The 16,480-nt window shown below is 72.5% G+C and carries 14 protein-coding genes; 11 read left to right on the top strand and 3 right to left on the bottom strand.

The genetic code is table 11. The features are described from left to right. Positions 1-107: 107 nt before the first annotated feature. From AB0K25_RS23735 to AB0K25_RS23700, 8 genes are all read left to right on the top strand, one after another. Complete coding sequence (locus tag AB0K25_RS23735; RefSeq protein ID WP_219462889.1) at positions 108-1,376, top strand: extracellular solute-binding protein; 1,269 nt, start codon at positions 108-110, stop codon at positions 1,374-1,376. A gap of 4 nt (positions 1,377-1,380) precedes the next feature. Continuing rightward, the gene (locus tag AB0K25_RS23730; RefSeq protein ID WP_357534278.1) at positions 1,381-2,358 is read left to right on the top strand and encodes a sugar ABC transporter permease; all 978 of its coding nucleotides are present in this window, start codon (positions 1,381-1,383) and stop codon (positions 2,356-2,358) included. Beyond that, positions 2,358-3,185, top strand: a complete 828-nt coding sequence (locus AB0K25_RS23725) for a carbohydrate ABC transporter permease (protein ID WP_208566746.1) — start codon at positions 2,358-2,360, stop codon at positions 3,183-3,185. Before AB0K25_RS23730 ends, AB0K25_RS23725 begins: the two co-directional genes overlap by 1 nt. Before the next feature lies 1 nt (position 3,186). Then, entirely contained in the window at positions 3,187-4,425 is a 1,239-nt protein-coding gene (locus AB0K25_RS23720; protein WP_208566745.1) for a mandelate racemase/muconate lactonizing enzyme family protein, read from the top strand. 88 nt (positions 4,426-4,513) lie between these two features. Further along, positions 4,514-5,275 (top strand): SDR family NAD(P)-dependent oxidoreductase, encoded by a 762-nt coding sequence (locus AB0K25_RS23715; protein WP_219462885.1) that lies wholly within the window; start codon positions 4,514-4,516, stop codon positions 5,273-5,275. Beyond that, positions 5,272-6,135: an amidohydrolase family protein gene (locus AB0K25_RS23710; RefSeq protein ID WP_363822721.1), complete on the top strand. Its 864-nt coding sequence runs from the start codon at positions 5,272-5,274 to the stop codon at positions 6,133-6,135. Before AB0K25_RS23715 ends, AB0K25_RS23710 begins: the two co-directional genes overlap by 4 nt. After that, positions 6,132-7,115 (top strand): aldo/keto reductase, encoded by a 984-nt coding sequence (locus AB0K25_RS23705; RefSeq protein WP_219462882.1) that lies wholly within the window; start codon positions 6,132-6,134, stop codon positions 7,113-7,115. Before AB0K25_RS23710 ends, AB0K25_RS23705 begins: the two co-directional genes overlap by 4 nt. A 53-nt stretch (positions 7,116-7,168) precedes the next feature. Further along, entirely contained in the window at positions 7,169-9,565 is a 2,397-nt protein-coding gene (locus AB0K25_RS23700) for a ricin-type beta-trefoil lectin domain protein (protein WP_219462880.1), read from the top strand. A 98-nt stretch (positions 9,566-9,663) separates the two neighbouring features. On the opposite strand, the gene AB0K25_RS23695 is transcribed toward AB0K25_RS23700, so the two are convergent. Further along, positions 9,664-11,358 (bottom strand): tetratricopeptide repeat protein, encoded by a 1,695-nt coding sequence (locus tag AB0K25_RS23695; protein ID WP_363822718.1) that lies wholly within the window; start codon positions 11,356-11,358, stop codon positions 9,664-9,666. 344 nt (positions 11,359-11,702) lie between these two features. On the opposite strand from AB0K25_RS23695, the gene AB0K25_RS23690 reads away from it, so the two are divergent. Next, on the top strand, positions 11,703-13,241 hold the full coding sequence (locus AB0K25_RS23690) for a ricin-type beta-trefoil lectin domain protein (RefSeq protein WP_363822715.1): 1,539 nt from the start codon (positions 11,703-11,705) through the stop codon (positions 13,239-13,241). A gap of 131 nt (positions 13,242-13,372) precedes the next feature. Here the strand turns inward: AB0K25_RS23690 and AB0K25_RS23685 are convergent, their stop codons facing one another. Further along, entirely contained in the window at positions 13,373-14,230 is an 858-nt protein-coding gene (locus tag AB0K25_RS23685; RefSeq protein WP_363822712.1) for an NAD-dependent epimerase/dehydratase family protein, read from the bottom strand. Further along, a complete protein-coding gene (locus AB0K25_RS23680; protein ID WP_308290798.1) occupies positions 14,227-14,643 on the bottom strand; it encodes a nuclear transport factor 2 family protein in 417 nt (138 codons plus the stop codon). The genes AB0K25_RS23685 and AB0K25_RS23680 overlap by 4 nt, the downstream gene beginning before the upstream one ends. A gap of 107 nt (positions 14,644-14,750) precedes the next feature. Here AB0K25_RS23680 and AB0K25_RS23675 point away from each other — a divergent pair, with 107 nt between their 5' ends. Together AB0K25_RS23675 and AB0K25_RS23670 are read left to right on the top strand one after the other, a co-directional pair. Further along, the gene (locus tag AB0K25_RS23675; protein ID WP_219462873.1) at positions 14,751-15,338 is read left to right on the top strand and encodes a TetR/AcrR family transcriptional regulator; all 588 of its coding nucleotides are present in this window, start codon (positions 14,751-14,753) and stop codon (positions 15,336-15,338) included. Between the two features lie 24 nt (positions 15,339-15,362). Beyond that, entirely contained in the window at positions 15,363-16,232 is an 870-nt protein-coding gene (locus AB0K25_RS23670) for an LLM class F420-dependent oxidoreductase (protein ID WP_219462870.1), read from the top strand. Positions 16,233-16,480: the final 248 nt, after the last annotated feature.

Here is a 16,480-nt window from a genome sequence, read left to right as displayed (position 1 = left end):
GCGAATTCTACGTCCCAGTGTTGACGTCATACGTCATACGAGTTACTTTCTCGTCAATCCAAGTGTCTCGATTCAGCGGGGTCGGCCGACGTCGAAAGTGAGCAGCGATGAAGCACCGAGCAGTGTGGTCAGCCGTTCTCGTCGCGGCATTGGCGCTGGCCGGCTGCGGGAGCGCCGGCGGGACGCGTTCCCCGTCCGGCGGGGCGGACGGGAAGCTGGTCGTCTGGGACTGGAAGTCCGGCGAGGCGTCCGCCCGGGCGTACCTGGAGAAGGCGAAGGCCGACTTCGCCAGGAAGCACCCCGACGTCACCGTCGAGTTCGTCGCCCAGCCCTTCGAGCAGTACTACACCCTGCTCGGCACGGCGATCCAGGCCGGCAAGGGGCCGGACGTGATGCTGTTCAACGGGGGCGGCCAGATCCGGGACCGGGCGGACGCGCTGCTGCCCCTGGACGAGTACCTCACCGACGACCGGCAGCGGCTCGCCGGCTGGGACGCGTTCACCAAGGACGGCAAGACCTATGCCGCCCCGGTGACGCTGCAGGGCCACCCGATCTACTACAACCGGGCTCTTTACGACAAGGCCGGCCTCGACCCCGCCAGCCCCGCCACCACCTGGTCGAAGTTCCTCGCCGACTGCGCCACCATCACCCGGCAGACCGGCGCGAAGTGCCTCGCCCTCGGCAACAAGGAGGGCTACGGCATCCAGTTCTTCCTCTCCGCCTTCGGCTCCGGCGTGTTCAGCGCGCAGGAGTACGACGACTGGATCGCCGGCAAGCGGGACTGGACCTCGCCGCACGTCAAGCGGATCTTCGCGCTCTGGAAGGAGGCCCAGGACGCGAAGCTGAACAGCGACGGGGCGAACTCGACGGCGATGTTCAACGACTCCTTCGCGATCTTCCAGTCCGCGAAGGCCGCCCACGTCATCGGGCTGATGTCGGACGTCGGACACTGGAAGGACTTCAGCGAGTTCCTCACCGCCGAGAAGCTCGGCGTGATGCGCGCCCCCGTCGTCGTACCCGGGGCCACCCCGAGCCTGCCCTACGACGGCGGCATCGGCTACGGGGTCGCCAGGTGGACCAAGGACCCCAGGGTCGCCGCCGACCTGGTGCGTTCGCTGACCTCGACCGACGCGCTGAAGTCCTTCTACGCCGACGCCGGGGCGATCGCCGCCGACACCACCATCGACGTGTCCCAGGGCGGCCCGGCCGTGGCCACCATCGTCGCCGACCTCAAGGCCGGCAAGCCCGCCCTGCACGTGGCGCTCTCCTCCAAGACCCTGGAGCTGATGGGCCGGCTCTCCCAGCAACTGCTGAGCGGCTCGATCAGCGTCGACGAGGCGGTGAAGCAGCTGGCCGCCTCCGATCAGGCCGGCTGACCCCGTGCCGGTTCCCGAGGCGGTACCGTCGGTCCGTCCGGCCCCGACCGGCCGGGCCGGCGGGACGCCGCCGAGATCCGTACCCCCCGCCCCCGCCGTCTCGCGGCGCGGCCGGGGTGGCCGACGGGCGGAACGGCTCGCCCCCTTCGTGCTGCTGGCCCCGGCCCTGCTGATCCTCGCGCTGCTGCGGTTCTGGCCGCTGCTGCTCGGGGTCAACTTCTCCTTCACCGGTGACGGCGACCGTGACGGGCTGATGGTCGGCCTGGACAACTACCGGGAGCTGCTCGGGGACCCGCTGTTCCGGGACGCGCTGGGCAACGTCGGGCTGCTCGTGCTGCTGCTGCCGGTGGCGGTGGCGATCCCCGGCCTGCTCGCGACCCTCATCTACCTGCGGGTCCCCGGGCACCGGCTGTACCGCAGCGTCTACTTCTTTCCGGCCGTGCTGTCCCCGGTCATCGTCGGGGCCATCTTCAACCTGCTGCTCGCCTTCGACGGCCCGCTCAACGCCCTGCTCGGCGGGGTCGGCATCGGGCCGGTGGACTGGCTCGGCGACCCGGACGTGGCGATGTTCGTCGTGGTCGGGGTGCACGTCTGGGCGACCTTCGGGATGGCGCTGGTGGTGTTCCTCGCCGGCTTCGCCACCCTGGACGCCTCGCTGCTGGACGCCGCCCGGGTCGACGGCGCGTCGCTGCCCCAGACCGTCCGGCACGTGATCGTGCCCAGCCTCGCCCGCACCATCCAGTTCGTCTTCGTCACCACGATGATCGGGATGCTGACCTCCATGTTCGGCCTGCTCTACGTGATGACCAGCGGCGGCCCGGAGGGGTCGACCTACCTGCCGGAGTACTACATCTGGATCCAGCAGGGCCAGATGAACCGGCCGGCGCTCGCCTCGGCCGCCTCGACGGTGCTCTTCCTCATCATGCTCGTGGTGGGGCTGCTGCAGATCAGCCTGCTCCGGCGGGCGGTGAGGGAGGCGTGATGTCCCGTGTCCGGTGGGGTCGGTGGCTGCTGGCCCTGCCGATGGCCGTGCTGGCCCTGGCGACCGTCTACCCCCTGGTCTTCACCGCCAACGTGGCGATGAAGACCCGCCGCGACTACGTCCTCGACCGCTTCTCGCTGGTGGACTCCCTGCGGTGGGACAACGTCGCGGCGGCGTGGAACAGCGTCGGGATGGCCCGCTACCTGACCAACTCGGTGGTCGTGGTGACGGTCTCGGTGCTCCTGCTGCTGTTGTTCGGGTCGATGGCCGGCTTCGCGTTGAGCCAGCTGCGTTTCCGGGGTTCGTCGGTGCTCTTCCTGTGCTGCCTCGCGGCGCTCTTCGTGCCGTTCCAGGTGATCATGGTGCCGCTGGCCCGGATCATGTCCGACGCCGGTCTCGTCGACACCTACCCGGGGCTGGTGCTCGCCTACGTGGCGCAGTTCCTGCCCTTCACCATCTTCCTGATGACCAGCTACTACCGGACCATCCCCCCGGAGATCATCGACGCGGCCCGGATCGACGGCAACGACGTCTACGGTGTCTACCGGCGGATCATGCTGCCGCTGGGCGCCCCGGCCCTGCTGTCGGTCGGCATCCTCAACGCGCTGTTCTGCTGGAACGACGTACTGATCTCGTTGCTGCTGATGCCCTCGGCCGAGCACCGGACCCTGATGGTCGGGGTGACCTCGCTGCGGGGGCAGTACTCCGCCGACATCCCCACCTTCGCCGCGGGGGTGCTGATCGCCGCCGTACCCGTGCTGGTGATCTACCTCTTTCTCCAGCGCCAGATCGCCGACGGTGTCGCCGCCGGTGCTACGAAGGGCTGACATGCGGATCACCGGATACCGGACCCTGACCACCGTGCAGGAGTGGGGTCGGCCCGTCGGCGACGCGAACGGCGTCTTCACCGACGGGGTGACCACGGTGCCGATCATCGTGGTCGAGACCGACGAGGGCATCACCGGGGTCGGCCTCGGACCGCACACCGACCTCGAACGGATCTTCGCCGCGATCGACGGCGAGGACCCCCGCGCGGTGACCACCCTTTACGACCGGATGCTGCGGCAGACCTTCAAGGCGGGCCACGCCGGCACGGTGTTCGGCACGATCGGGGCGTTGGACACCGCGCTGTGGGACATCAAGGCCCAGTCGGCGGGGCAACCGCTCTGGCGGCTGCTGGGCGGACGCGACCGGCGGGTGCCCGCGTACGCGTCCGGCCTCGACATCGGCCTGGACGACGACGAGCTGGTGGCGGCCTACACGGTCTACGCCCGACACGGGCTGCGGGCCGCCAAGCTCAAGGGCGGCCTGGACATCGAGCGGGACCGGCACCGGCTGCACGTGGTCCGGGACGTGCTCACCGAGGCCGGTCGGGGGCAGCGCCCCGGCCTGATGCTCGACGTCAACGAGGCGTGGACCCGCAAGCAGGCCGTCCGGCACGTCGGCGAACTCGAACGTACCCTGGACCTCGTCTGGATCGAGGAACCCGTCCGACGGTGGGACGCCGAGGGCCTGGCCGTCGTCGGTCGCGGTATCCGGGCGTCGGTCGCGACCGGGGAGAACCTCACCGGCCTCGAACAGTACCGGCCGCTGATCGCCGCGGCGGCGGTGGACATCGTGCAGATGGCCGCGGTCTGGGGGGTCACCCACTTCCTGCGGGTGGCCGCCCTGGCGCACGCCTACGACCTGCCGGTCAGCCCGATCGGCAACAGCCCCGTGGGGCTGCTGCACGCCGCCACGTCGGTGCCCAACCACCTGGTCAGCGAGCTACAGGACCTCCGGCCCCCGGTCGGGATCACCCGCGACCTGTACGTCGAGGACGGGGCGTTCGTCCTCGGCGACACACCGGGCCTGGGCGTCACGGTCGCCGAGGAGGAGATCCGTACCCATCCCCGCCGTTCGGACGTGCCCACACCCGACGGACCCAACGTGCGGCCGGAACGGGCCGGACGCCGGCTGCTGGCGGAGAACGACCAGATCGTCGCCGGGCCGCAGCGGTACGTCACGCCGCTGCCCGGCACCCCGGCGCACCACCACGACGGCCTGCCGTCCGCCGTCAGGAACTGACCCCGACCCACGAGGGAGTACGCATGCAGGCAGTGGTCTGCCACCGCGCCCGGCACCACCGGCCCGACGAGCTGGTGGAGGCACACCGGTGAGCGCCCTGTTCGACCTGTCCGGCCGGACCGCCGTGGTGACCGGCGCACGCCGGGGCATCGGGCTGGCCATGGCCGAGGCGCTGGCCGTCGCGGGCGCCGACGTGATCGGGGTCTCGGCGCAGCTGGAGGCCACCGGCAGTGAGGTGGAGCGCCGGGTACGCGCGGCGGGCCGCTCGTTCACCGCGTTGCGCGCCGACCTGGCCGACCGGGCCGCGGTCCGCCGGCTCGTCGGTGACCTGCACGACCTCGGCCCGGTCGACATCCTGGTCAACAACGGCGGCACCATCGCCCGTGCCCCGGCGGCCGAGCACCCCGACGAGATGTGGGACCACGTCATCGAGGTGAACCTGACCAGCCAGTTCGTGCTGAGTCGGGAGATCGGCCGGGCGATGGTGGCCCGGGGCCACGGAAAGATCATCTTCACCGCGTCGCTGCTCAGCTTCCAGGGCGGCATCACCGTCCCCGGATACGCCGCCTCCAAGTCCGGCATCGCCGGGCTGACCAGGGCGCTGGCCAACGAGTGGGCGGCGCACGGGGTCAACGTCAACGCCATCGCCCCCGGCTACATCGCCACCGACAACACCCGGGCGCTACGCGAGGACCCGGAACGCGACCGGGCCATCCTGGCCCGCATCCCGACCGGCCGGTGGGGAAACGCCGACGACCTCGCCGGCGCCACGGTGTTCCTGGCCTCCCCGGCGTCGGACTACGTCAACGGCATCGTCCTGCCCGTCGACGGCGGATGGTTGGGCCGATGAGCGCACCGCCCGGCACCGTCGACGCCCACCACCACCTCTGGGTCCGGGCCCGGCACCCGCAACCCTGGATCGACCCGGCCACCATGGCCGCCATCGACGCCGACTTCACCCCGGCCGACCTGGCCCGGGTCACCCGTCCCGTCGGGGTCACCGGGACCGTCCTGGTGCAGGCCAACTCCACCGAGGCGGAGACGGTGGACCTGCTGGGCGTCGCCGCCGACGATCCGCTCATCCGGGGGGTCGTCGGCTGGCTGGACGTCACGGCCCCGGACGTCACCGAACGACTGGGCCGGCTGCGGGCGGCGCGCGGCGGCCACCTGCTGGTCGGCGTCCGCTACTCCGTGCAGGACGAGCCCGACCCGGCGTTCCTCGACCGGGTCGACGTGCGGCGGGGGATAGCCGCGGTGGGCGCCGCCGGTCTCGCCTTCGACCTGCTGGTGCGGCCGCACCAACTGGGCGCGGCCGGTCGGCTCGCCCGCGACCTGCCCGAGGTGCGGTTCGTCCTGGACCACCTCGGCAAACCGGCGCTGGGCGGGACGGACCTCGACGGGTGGGCCCGCGACCTGCACGCCCTGGCGGGCGCGGCCAACGCCACGGCGAAACTGTCCGGCCTGGTCACCGAGGTGCACCGGGCACCGTGGACACCGCAGGACCTGCGCCCCGCCGTCGAACACGCCCTCGACGCGTTCGGCCCGGACCGGTTGATGTTCGGCTCCGACTGGCCGGTCTGCCTGCTCGCCAGCTCCTACCCACGCTGGGTCGACACGCTGGCGGGACTGCTGGACCCGCTCGGCGACGATGAGCGGGCGGCGATCTGGCGGCACACCGCCCGGCGGGTCTACCGACTGGAGTCGTCGTGAACGCCCGCCCGCTGCCGCGCCGACCGGCGGTACGCCTCACCGCGCTGGGCTTCGGCGCGGCGCAGGCCGGCAACCTCTACCGGGCCACCACCGACGAGGAGTTCACCGCCGCCGTCGACACCGCCTGGGCGGGTGGCCTGCGCTACTACGACACCGCACCGCACTACGGGCTCGGCCTGTCCGAACGGCGGCTCGGCGCGGCGCTGCGTACCCGGCCGCGCGACGAGTACGTGGTGTCGACGAAGGTCGGGCGGTTGCTCGTACCGTCGCCGCAGGACGCCCACCGGCGCGACCCGGAAGGCTTCGACGTGCCCGCCGACCACCGGCGGGTCTGGGACTTCAGCCGCGACGGCGTGCTCCGTTCGCTGGAGTCCAGCCTGGCCCGCACCGGCCTGGACCGGATCGACGTCGTCTACCTGCACGACCCCGACGACCACTGGGAGCAGGCCGCCACCGAGGCGGTGCCCGCCCTGGTGGAGCTGCGCGACCAGGGCGTGGTGGGGGCCATCGGGGCCGGCATGAACCAGTCCCACCTGCTCACCCGGTTCGTCGAGGAGACCGACGTCGACGTGGTGATGTGCGCCGGCCGGTACACCCTGCTGGAACAGGGGGCGCTGGCCGACCTGCTGCCCGCCGCCGAACGCCGGGGCGTCGGCGTGGTCATCGCCGGGGTCTACAACTCCGGCCTGCTGTCGCAGGACCGGCCCCCGGCCGACGCCACCTACAACTACCAACAGGCCCCACCGGAGCTGATCGACCGGGCCCACCGGATCGCCGACGTCTGCCAGGCGTACGGCGTCACCCTGCCGCAGGCGGCGCTCGCCTTCGTCCGCTCCCCTCCCGCAGTCGTCTCGACGGTCGTCGGCCTGCGCAACCGCGCGCAGGTCACGCAGGCGCTGACCCGCGCGGACGCCGACGTCCCGGCGGCGCTGTGGCCGGCGCTGCGGGCCGCCGGGCTGCTCGACCCGGCCGCGGCGTGATTCCACCGCGACCGGGGGCACCCCACCACCCCACCAGGATTGGAGTCCCACCCGTGTCCGTCCCGACATCACCCGCCCGGCGCGGGCCGGTGCTGGCCGGCCTGGCCGCCACGGCGCTCGCCGCCACGGTCGCCGTGCTCGCCCCGGCCGGTCCCGCCCTCGCCGCCACCACCACCCTCTACGCGTCCCCCGCCGGCAGCGGCACCGCCTGCTCCAGCAGCCAGCCCTGCTCGCTGACCGAGGCGCAGAACGCCGTCCGGTCCCGTACCGCCGGGATGTCCGGCGACATCGTCGTCGAGCTGGCCGACGGCGTCTACCGGCTGGCCGCGCCGCTGCGGTTCACCGCCGCCGACTCCGGCACCAACGGCTACACCGTGACCTGGCGGGCCGCCGCCTCCGCCCGCCCGCAGCTCAGCGGGGCGCGCGCGGTCACCGGCTGGTCGCAGGTCGACGCCGGGAAGAACATCTGGCGGGCGAGCGTGCCCGCCGGGCTGGACAGCCGGCAGCTCTACGTCAACGGCGCGGTCGCCACCCGGGCGCGGACCGCCGTCAACCGGGCCGACTTCACCTTCACCACCAGCGGCATGCGGTTCAGCAACGGCGCGTTGAGCTACCTCAACAACCTGGGCAACCAGAACCGGGTCGAGGTGGAGAGCGTCGGCTCGTTCACCGACCGGTACTCGCCGGTGCAGAGCATCAGCGGCAACTTCCTGACCATGCAGCAGCCGGCCTGGAACAACAACACCTTCGGCTTCGACACCCTGTCCAAGCCGCACCGCGCCGGCCCGTTCTACCTGGCCAACGCGTACGAGTTCCTGGACAGCCCGGGGGAGTGGTACCTGAATCCGGGCAGTGGGCAGCTCAACTACATCCCGCTGGCCGGGCAGAACATGAACAGCGTCAGCGTGGAGCTGCCGCAGCTGTCGTCGCTGGTGAACGTCGGTGGCAGCTACGACGCCCCGGCGCACCACATCGCGTTCAGCGGGATCACCTTTACCGGCACCAGCTGGCTCGGCCCGAGCAGCAGCAACGGCTTCGCCGACCAGCAGACCGGCGCGCACATCACCGGCACCTGGGCCCGCCCGGCCGACGCGCTCACCTCCTGCCAGGAGGGCTGCCCGCTGTTCGAGGCGACCCGGCCGAACTGGAACCAGATGCCGGCCGCCGTGCAGGTCTCCGCCGCCAACACCATCACCTTCGGCGACTCCCAGTTCGTCAACCTCGGGCAGACCGCCATCGGCATCGGCAACGACGCCAACGCGCACGCCAGCGGGGTCGGCCTGGGGGCCAGCAACATCACCGTCACCCGCTCCGAGATCGCCCGCAACTCGGCCGGCGGCATCGTCGTCGGCGGGGTGCGCGCCGACGCCCACCACCCGGGCGACCAGCGGATGACCAACCGGAACATCACCATCAGCAACAACCGGGTGCACGACCTCGGACTGGAGTACCGGGGTGTGGTGTCGATCCTGACGACGTACGTCAACACCTCGCTGGTGTCGCACAACGAGGTCTACAACATGCCGTACACCGGGCTGTCGGTGGGCTACGGCTGGGGCGCGAACGACGCGGGCGGCAGCCAGCACTACGCCAACCGTGGGCTGTACAACTACCAGCCGCGCTACTCGACGGCGACCACGGCGGCCAACAACCAGGTCGTCGGCAACTACATCCACGACGTGATGCAGCAGATGACCGACGGTGGCTGCCTCTACACGCTGTCGGCGAACCCGGGCGGGACCATCAACGAGAACTACTGCCTGCGGACCAACGGCTGGTTCGGGCTCTACTTCGACGAGGGCTCCCGTTACTACACCGCCCGCAACAACGTCTTCTCCTCCACCGGCACCTGGGCCACCGCCAACTACTGGTACGCCGAGAACATGGGCAACTTCACCGTGACCAACAACTGGTCGACCAACAACAGCACCAACGTGACCAACGGTGACCGGGGCAACGTCGTCAACAACAACACCGTGGTCAGCAACAACAGCTGGCCCTCGGCAGCGCAGACCGTGATGGCCAACGCCGGGGTGCAGGGCACCACCAACCCGCCGACGCAGGGCGCGCAGCTCGTCGGGGTGCAGTCCGGCCGGTGCGCCGAGGTCACCGGTTCCAGCACCACCAACGGCACCCAGGCCCAGCTCTGGGACTGCACCGGCGCGGCCAACCAGCGGTGGACCCAAACCGCCAGCCGGCAGTTGATGGTCTATGGCAACAAGTGCCTGGACGCCTCCGGGCAGGGCACCAGCAACGGCACCAAGGTGGTGATCTGGGACTGCAACGGCGGCACCAACCAGCAGTGGAACGTCAACGCCAACGGCACGGTCACCGGCGTGCAGTCCGGGCTCTGCCTGGACGCGAACGCCGCCGGTACGGCCAACGGCACCAAGTTGATCCTCTGGGCCTGCAACGGCGGCACCAACCAGCAGTGGAGCCTGCGCAGCTGACCGGTCGACCACGGGGTGCGCGGGGTCGGGCGGACGGCCCGGCCCCGCGCACCCGACGTCGTTGCCCACCCGGTGTCGCCACCGCCACGTGCGGCCGGTCAGGAGGTGCGGCGGCAGCGGGCGAGTGCGGTGCGCAGCTCGCGACGCAGTGACCGGTCCACCTCGGGTGCGGCGAGCGCGGCGGCGAAGTCCCGGGCCGCCTCGTCCCACCGGCCCAGCCGGGCCAGCGCGGTGCCCCGGTTGTAGCGGGGCACCGGTGCCGCCGACAGCGCGACCGCCCGGTCCAGGTCGGCCACGGCGTCGGCCACCGCACCCCGGTCGAACCGGACGGCGGCCCGGTTCGTCCACGCCTCGACCAGCTCCGGATCGCCGGCCAACGCCCGGCTGAACAGCGCCTCGGCCTCGGCCGCCGCACCGCGCTCCGAGCGGATCAGCCCGAGGGTGCACAGCAGGGCGGGTTCGTGCGGGGCCAGCACCAGCCCGGCCCGCGCCCCCGTCTCGGCGACGTCGAGGGCTCCCCGGCCGAGGTGCAGGTTGACCAGGGCGATCCGGGCATCGAGGTGTCCGGGCTCGATGGCCAGCACCCGGTCCAGGTCGTCGCGGGCCCGCCCGGTGCGGCCCCGCTCCTGCTGGAGCACCGCCCGGTTGTAGTACGCCTCCGGCAGGTGCGGCCCGAGGCGGATCGCGCTGCCGTAATCCCGGATCGCGGCCCGGTGTCGCCCGGCGGCCCGGTGCAGGGCGGCCCGGTCCACGTAGTACTCGCAGTTGTCGGGGTCGTGGCCGATCACGGTGTCGAGCTCGGCCAGGGCCCGTTGCGGGTCGCCCAGCGCCAGGTGGACCTGGGCCCGGTTGTGGCGCAGCCGGGCCACGTCCTGGGGGCGTTCACCGGGGGCGAGCACCGCCGTCAGCCGGGCCAGCCCGTCGTCGATCAGCCGCAGCGCCCGCTCCGGCTCGCCCGCCCGGCTGTCCAGCAGGGCGACGCCCTGCTCGTAGAAGACCGTCGAGAGGAGCCGCTGCCGGGGGTCGGGCACCGTGCGGGCGAGCCGGAGCGCCTCCGCCAGCCAGTGCCGCGCCCGTGCCGGGTCCTGGGCGGCGGCCGGCAGGTGCCGGGCGTACAACATCGCGGTGGCGTACGCGGCCGACATGGTGATCTTCGGATCGTCGGTGACGGTCCGGGTCTCGTGGTAGAGGTCGAGCGCCTCGGTGGCCTGGTCCAGTGCCGCCAGGGCGGTGGCCAGGCCGGTGGTGAACGACCACCAGTGCGGCAGGTCGTCGGCCGGGGTGACCAGGGCACGCCCCTGTCGGGCGGTGCGGGCCGCGTGGTGGTAGAAGCCGCCGGCCAGGCTCTCGCCGAGGGCGGTGCGCAGCGCCGCCGGGCTCAGGTCGACGGCCGGCAGGGCCGGGCCGTCGTCACACAGTTCCAGCCGCACCGGGTACGCCCCGAGTCGGCCGGCCAGCGCGTCGAGCAGCTCGTGGGTGGTCTCGTCGGCCGCGCCGACGTGGACGAACCGGAGCGTGACCGGTCGGCGCAGGGTGCCCGCCCAGGCCGCCACGAACTCGGTCGCGCCGTAGGCCAGGGCGGCGGTGCGCCGGGCGGGGTGGAACCGGATCGGCGCCTCGTCGGCGGCGGCGCGGGCGGCCGGGTCGAGCCGGGGCGCGATGGCCCGTAGCTCGGTGCGGTGCCGGGCGGCCAGCCGGGGGCGGTCCGCGGCGATCCGCTGGAGCAGGTCGGCGACCCCGGCGTACGGCCCGTGGTCGCGGTGGCAGTCGTAGGGCGGTGGCTCGTCGGTCACGGTCGGGCCGGCGTCGCCGAGGGCGGGCGCCCGGGGGCGCCCGCCGGGCCGGCAGTTACCAGCACCACTCGATCCAGAGCCGGCGGGCGCCGGACACCAGACGCAGTGCACTCGTACGACGGACGGTCATCTTCTTCATGGGCACCTCCGTGGTCGTCCACTCCGGACTGCGCAGAGCCTAATCCCGATCAAGGGAAATGCGAAGGGCGCTCGGGAAACCGGCGGGCCTGGTGGCCTGACCGCCGACCGGTCCGGCGACGTTGCATTGACAGATGTCCCTCAATTAGTAAATATTCTTGTCTGAGAGCGCTCTCACATCCGTCGACAGCTCTGGAGGGTGCAGAATGATCCGTCACCTGGGTGCCGTTCTCGGGGCCGCGACGCTGGTCGGTGCGCTGGCCGCCGCGCCCGCCGGGGCCGCACCGGTCACTGCGCCGGCCTACCCGTCCGCGCCGGCCGCCGTCGACCCGTCCGCCGGCCTTCCCGCCGGGCAACGGGCGGCGCTGCGCCGGGATCTCGGTCTGACCGACGAGCAGCTCCGCCTCCGCACGGTCGTCGAGGCCGCTGCGCCGTCGACCGAGCGTCGGCTCCGGGCCGAGCTGGGCGTCGCGTACGGCGGGTCCTGGGTCGCGGGGGACGGGAGCAGCCTGGTGGTCGGGGTGACCGGTGCCGCCGACGCCGCCCGGGTCCGCCGTGCCGGCGCCCAGCCGCAGGTGGTCCGGCGGAGCCTGGCGGAGCTGGACCGGGCCCGGGCCACCCTCGACCGGGCGGCCGGCCGGGCCGGCCCGGCCGTGTACTCCTGGTATGTCGACCCGGCGAGCAACAGCGTGGTGATCCAGGCCGCCGACACCGCTGCGGCCCGGGCGTTCGCCGAGGCCACCGGCACCGCCGACGCGACCCGTCCGGTCGTCGCCGCGCAGCCCTACCGCCCGGTCTACGACATCCGGGGCGGCGACCAGTACGTCATCAACAACAACACCCTCTGCTCGGTCGGCTTCGCCGTCGCCGGTGGCTTCGTCACCGCCGGTCACTGCGGTGGGGCGGGCAGCACCACCAGCGGCAGCGGCGTCGCGCAGGGCACCTTCCGGGGCTCGTCCTTCCCGGGCAACGACTACGCCTGGGTGCAGACCAACTCCTCGTGGGTGGCCACGCCCACGGTGAACACCTACAACGGCGGCACGACCGCGGTGGCCGGCTCGGCGGAGGCCGCCGTCGGCAGCGCGGTCTGCCGGTCCGGCCGGACCACCGGCTGGCGGTGTGGCACCATCACCGCCCGGGACGTCACGGTCAACTACTCCGGTTCCCTGGTGTACGGCCTGGTGGCGAGCAGCGCGTGCGCCCAGCCCGGCGACTCGGGCGGCGCGTTCGTCTCCGGCAACCAGGCGCAGGGCGTCACCTCCGGTGCCGGTGGCGACTGCAACTCCGGTGGCACCACCGTCTACCAGCCGGTCAACGAGATCCTCGGCGCGTACGGGCTGTCGCTGACCACCACCGGCGGTGGCGGTGCCGGCCAGCTCGTCGGGTACGCCGGCAAGTGCATCGACGTGCCCAACTCCAACGGCGTGGACGGCCAGTACCTGCAACTGTGGACCTGCAACGGCACCAACGCCCAGCGGTGGACCTTCGCCGGGGACGGCACCGTGCGGGCGCTCGGGCTGTGCATGGACGTGGCCTGGGGCTCGACCGCCAACGGAGCGGTCGTCCAGTTGGCCAGGTGCAGCGGCAACCCGGCCCAGCAGTTCGTCCTCAGTGGTGCCGGTGACCTGGTCAACCCGCAGGCCGACAAGTGCGTCGACGTGCAGGGCGCGAACAGCGCGGACGGTGCCCGGCTGGTCATCTGGGAGTGCACCGGCGGGGCCAACCAGAAGTGGCGGCGCGGCTGAGCGACCCGGGCGCGGGGCAGGCGACGACCGGGTTGCCCGCCCCGCGCGCCGTCGCGCCACCGGTCAGCATCGCCGCAGCGCGTGCGGGTGCACCCGACGGCGGCACCCTCGGTCGTCGTCCGGCCGACCCGTCAGGTCGGTGTCGGGGCGCGGTCCGGGGTGGATCGGGGGTCACCGGGCAGCCGGTCGCGGCAGAAGTCCCGGAACGAGCGGGGTGGGCGGCCGGTCACGTCCGCGACGGTGCTGGTGGTCCGGTCCTCCGCGCCGGCCGCGATCGCCGTGTCCAGGCTCGCGAGGAACCGGGCGAAGTCGGCTGGCAGGCCGTTGGCCTCGTGGTACGCCGAGAGCTCGGCCTCGCTGACGGCACGGTGCCGGACCGGTCGGCCGCCGGTGTCGGTGAGGACGGCGGCGATGTCGGCATAGCTCAGGCGTTCGGGGCCGGTGACGAGGTGCTCGGTGTCGTGCGACGTCGGATCGGTGAGGGCGCGGACCGCCACCCCGGCGATGTCGGCCGGATCGACGATGCCGACCCGGGCGTCGCCGGTGGCGCTGATGATCTCGCCGCGTTCCCGGGCGCTCACCCCGTGCGGACGGTCACCGACGAAGTTCTCCATGAACCAGGAGGGCCGCAGCACCGCCCACTCCGGGAAGAGCCCACCCAGCCGGGCCTGCACCTCGCCCAGGCCGGGCGTGCCCGCCTCGATCGCCGAGGAGCTGAGCAGGACGGCCCGCCGCACTCCCCGGGTGCGGGCCAGTTCCAGCAACGGCAGCATGACCGGTGCGGGATCGACCTCGCCGACGGGTGGGACCAGGTACACGCCCGTCACGCCCTCCAGTGCGGCGCGGTGGGTGCCGGGGTCGTACCAGTCGAAGCGGACGTCCCCGGCGCAGGCCCGGCGGCTGGCGACGCGGACCGGGCGGCCGGCGTCGGCGAGGGTGGCGGCGACGAGCCGGCCGGTCGTCCCGGAGCCGCCGATGACCAGGATCACGAGCGCACCAGCCCGCCGTCGAGCAGGTCCTGTGCGGCCTGCGGGTTCCAGTAGTCGCGGTAGTGCACGATGTGGCCGTCCCGGATGGTCAGCACGGCGATGTACCGCAGGCGGTAGGGCCGGTCGCTGGCGACGACGACGCCACCGGCGGTGAACTCGGCGACGAGCACCGCCGGATCGGTGGTCTCGTGCACGGTGACCTCGGTGATCTCGCGAACGTCGAGGATCTCCGGATAGTCGATGAGGTAGTCGTGCACGGCGGCCCGGCCGGTGACCCGGCTCGGTTGCCCGGCCGGCGCGAACGGGAACTCCATGACGCCGTCGTCGGCGAACAGGGCGATGAATCCCGGCATGTCCTTGGCGAGCAACAGGTGCATGGCCCGGTGGAACAGGGCGGTGGAAGGGTTCGACACGGTTGTCCCCTGGTCGTCGGTGCCGTCCCGCTGGGTGGTTACCATAGCGGACGGCCGGTCCGTTTCACTGTAGCGGACTGGCGGTCCGTTTTGCGAGGGGAGAGCGGGTGCGCGCCGACGCGGCACGAAACCGGACGGCCGTACTGGCCGCCGCTGATCGGTTGTTCGATGCCGCGACCGACCCCGACCAGGTCTCGATGGACGACATCGCCGCCGCCGCCGGAGTGGGCAAGGGCACGCTGTTTCGCCGCTTCGGCGACCGGATGGGGCTGCTCCGGGCCCTGTACGCGCAGCGCGGAGACCAGTTGCGGGCGGTACTGACGGCGACGCCACCGACGGGGCCGCCGGCGGAGCGTGCCCTGCACCTGCTCCGCGAGGTGGTGCGGTTCAAACGGGACAGTCGGGTGCTGACGTTGGCCCTGGAGAACGCGGGCGACGGCAGCCCCTACCGCACCGGGTCGTACGAGGAGTGGCACGTCCTGCTGGTCGCGCTCGTCACCGAGGCGCGCGGCCCCGCGTCGGCGGACTACCTGGCCCACGCCCTGTTGGCGGCAGTGCGCAGCGACCTGGTGGAACACCTGCGGGACTGGCCCGACGAGCGCTGGGAGACGGGGTTGGCCGCCCTGACCCGCGCAGTGCTGGACGTCGACGCGTCGCCGGCGGCAGCCGGGGCGGGTGACCCCGTACGCCACTAGGATCGGTGTGGAGGTGGGCGAGGCATGAGACTCGGACTGCACTACTGGAACTACTCGACCCCGACCGATCCGGCGGCGATCGCACCGACGCTGATCGAGACCGCGACGATCGCGGAGGAGGCCGGGGTCGCATCGTTCACCGTGATGGACCACTACTTCCAGATGGAGGCGATGGCCCCGGCCGAGGAGCCGATGCTGGAGGCGTACACGACGCTGGGTTTCGTCGCGGCGCGGACCTCGCGGATGACGCTCGGCGTGCTGGTCACCGGCGTGATGTACCGCTACCCGGGGCTGCTCGCCAAGATCGTGACCACCCTGGACGTGCTCTCCGGCGGCCGGGCCCGGCTCGGCATCGGCGCGTCCTGGTACGAGCGCGAGCAGCACGGCCTCGGGGTGCCGGTGGTGCCGGTGGCCGAGCGGTTCGAACGGCTGGAGGAGACGCTGCGGATCTGCCGGCAGATGTGGAGCGACGACAACGGGCCGTTCGAGGGCCGGCACTACCGGTTGGCCGAGACGCTCAACTCGCCGCAGCCGCTGCGGCGGCCCCACCCGCCGGTCATGATCGGCGGCAGCGGCGAGAAGAGGACCCTGCTGCTGGTGGCCCGGTACGCCGACGCCTGCAACCTGTTCGGCAGCAGCCCCGCCGAGGTGGCGCACAAGCTGGACGTGCTGCGCGGGCACTGCGCCGCCGAGGGCCGCGACTACGACACCATCGACAAGACGGTCATCGTGATGCGACCGCCGCTGGCCGACGTGGACGCGTTCCTCGCCGAGGTGGCCGAGTACGCGGCGCTCGGCGTGACCGAGGTGCAGGTCACCCCGGACCGGCACCCGGTGGAGTTCACCCGACGGGTCGCCGACGAGGTGTTGCCCAGGCTGACCACCATCGGCTGAGCCGGTCGGGCCGCCGTCCGTCTTCCGGGACCGCGTCGCCCACCCTGCCCCGCCGCCCGTTTCGCGGGACCGGCCGTCCACCCCACCGTGCCCCGCCGCCCGTTTCGCGGGACCGGGTCGTCCACCCCACCGTGCCCACCCCGCCACTGTTCACCCCGCCGCCCGGTGGCCGGGCCGCGCCCGCCACCGCACCCCATAGCCAATGATCAGGTACGGACGCCGTACCGACGTGAACGAGGAGTACCACA

Origin of the sequence: Micromonospora sp. NPDC049257 (genome assembly GCF_040678915.1) — a bacterium.
Lineage (GTDB): Bacteria > Actinomycetota > Actinomycetes > Mycobacteriales > Micromonosporaceae > Micromonospora > Micromonospora antibiotica.
Note: the sequence above shows the minus strand (reverse complement) of the source record. Positions and strands in the feature narration are given on the sequence as shown.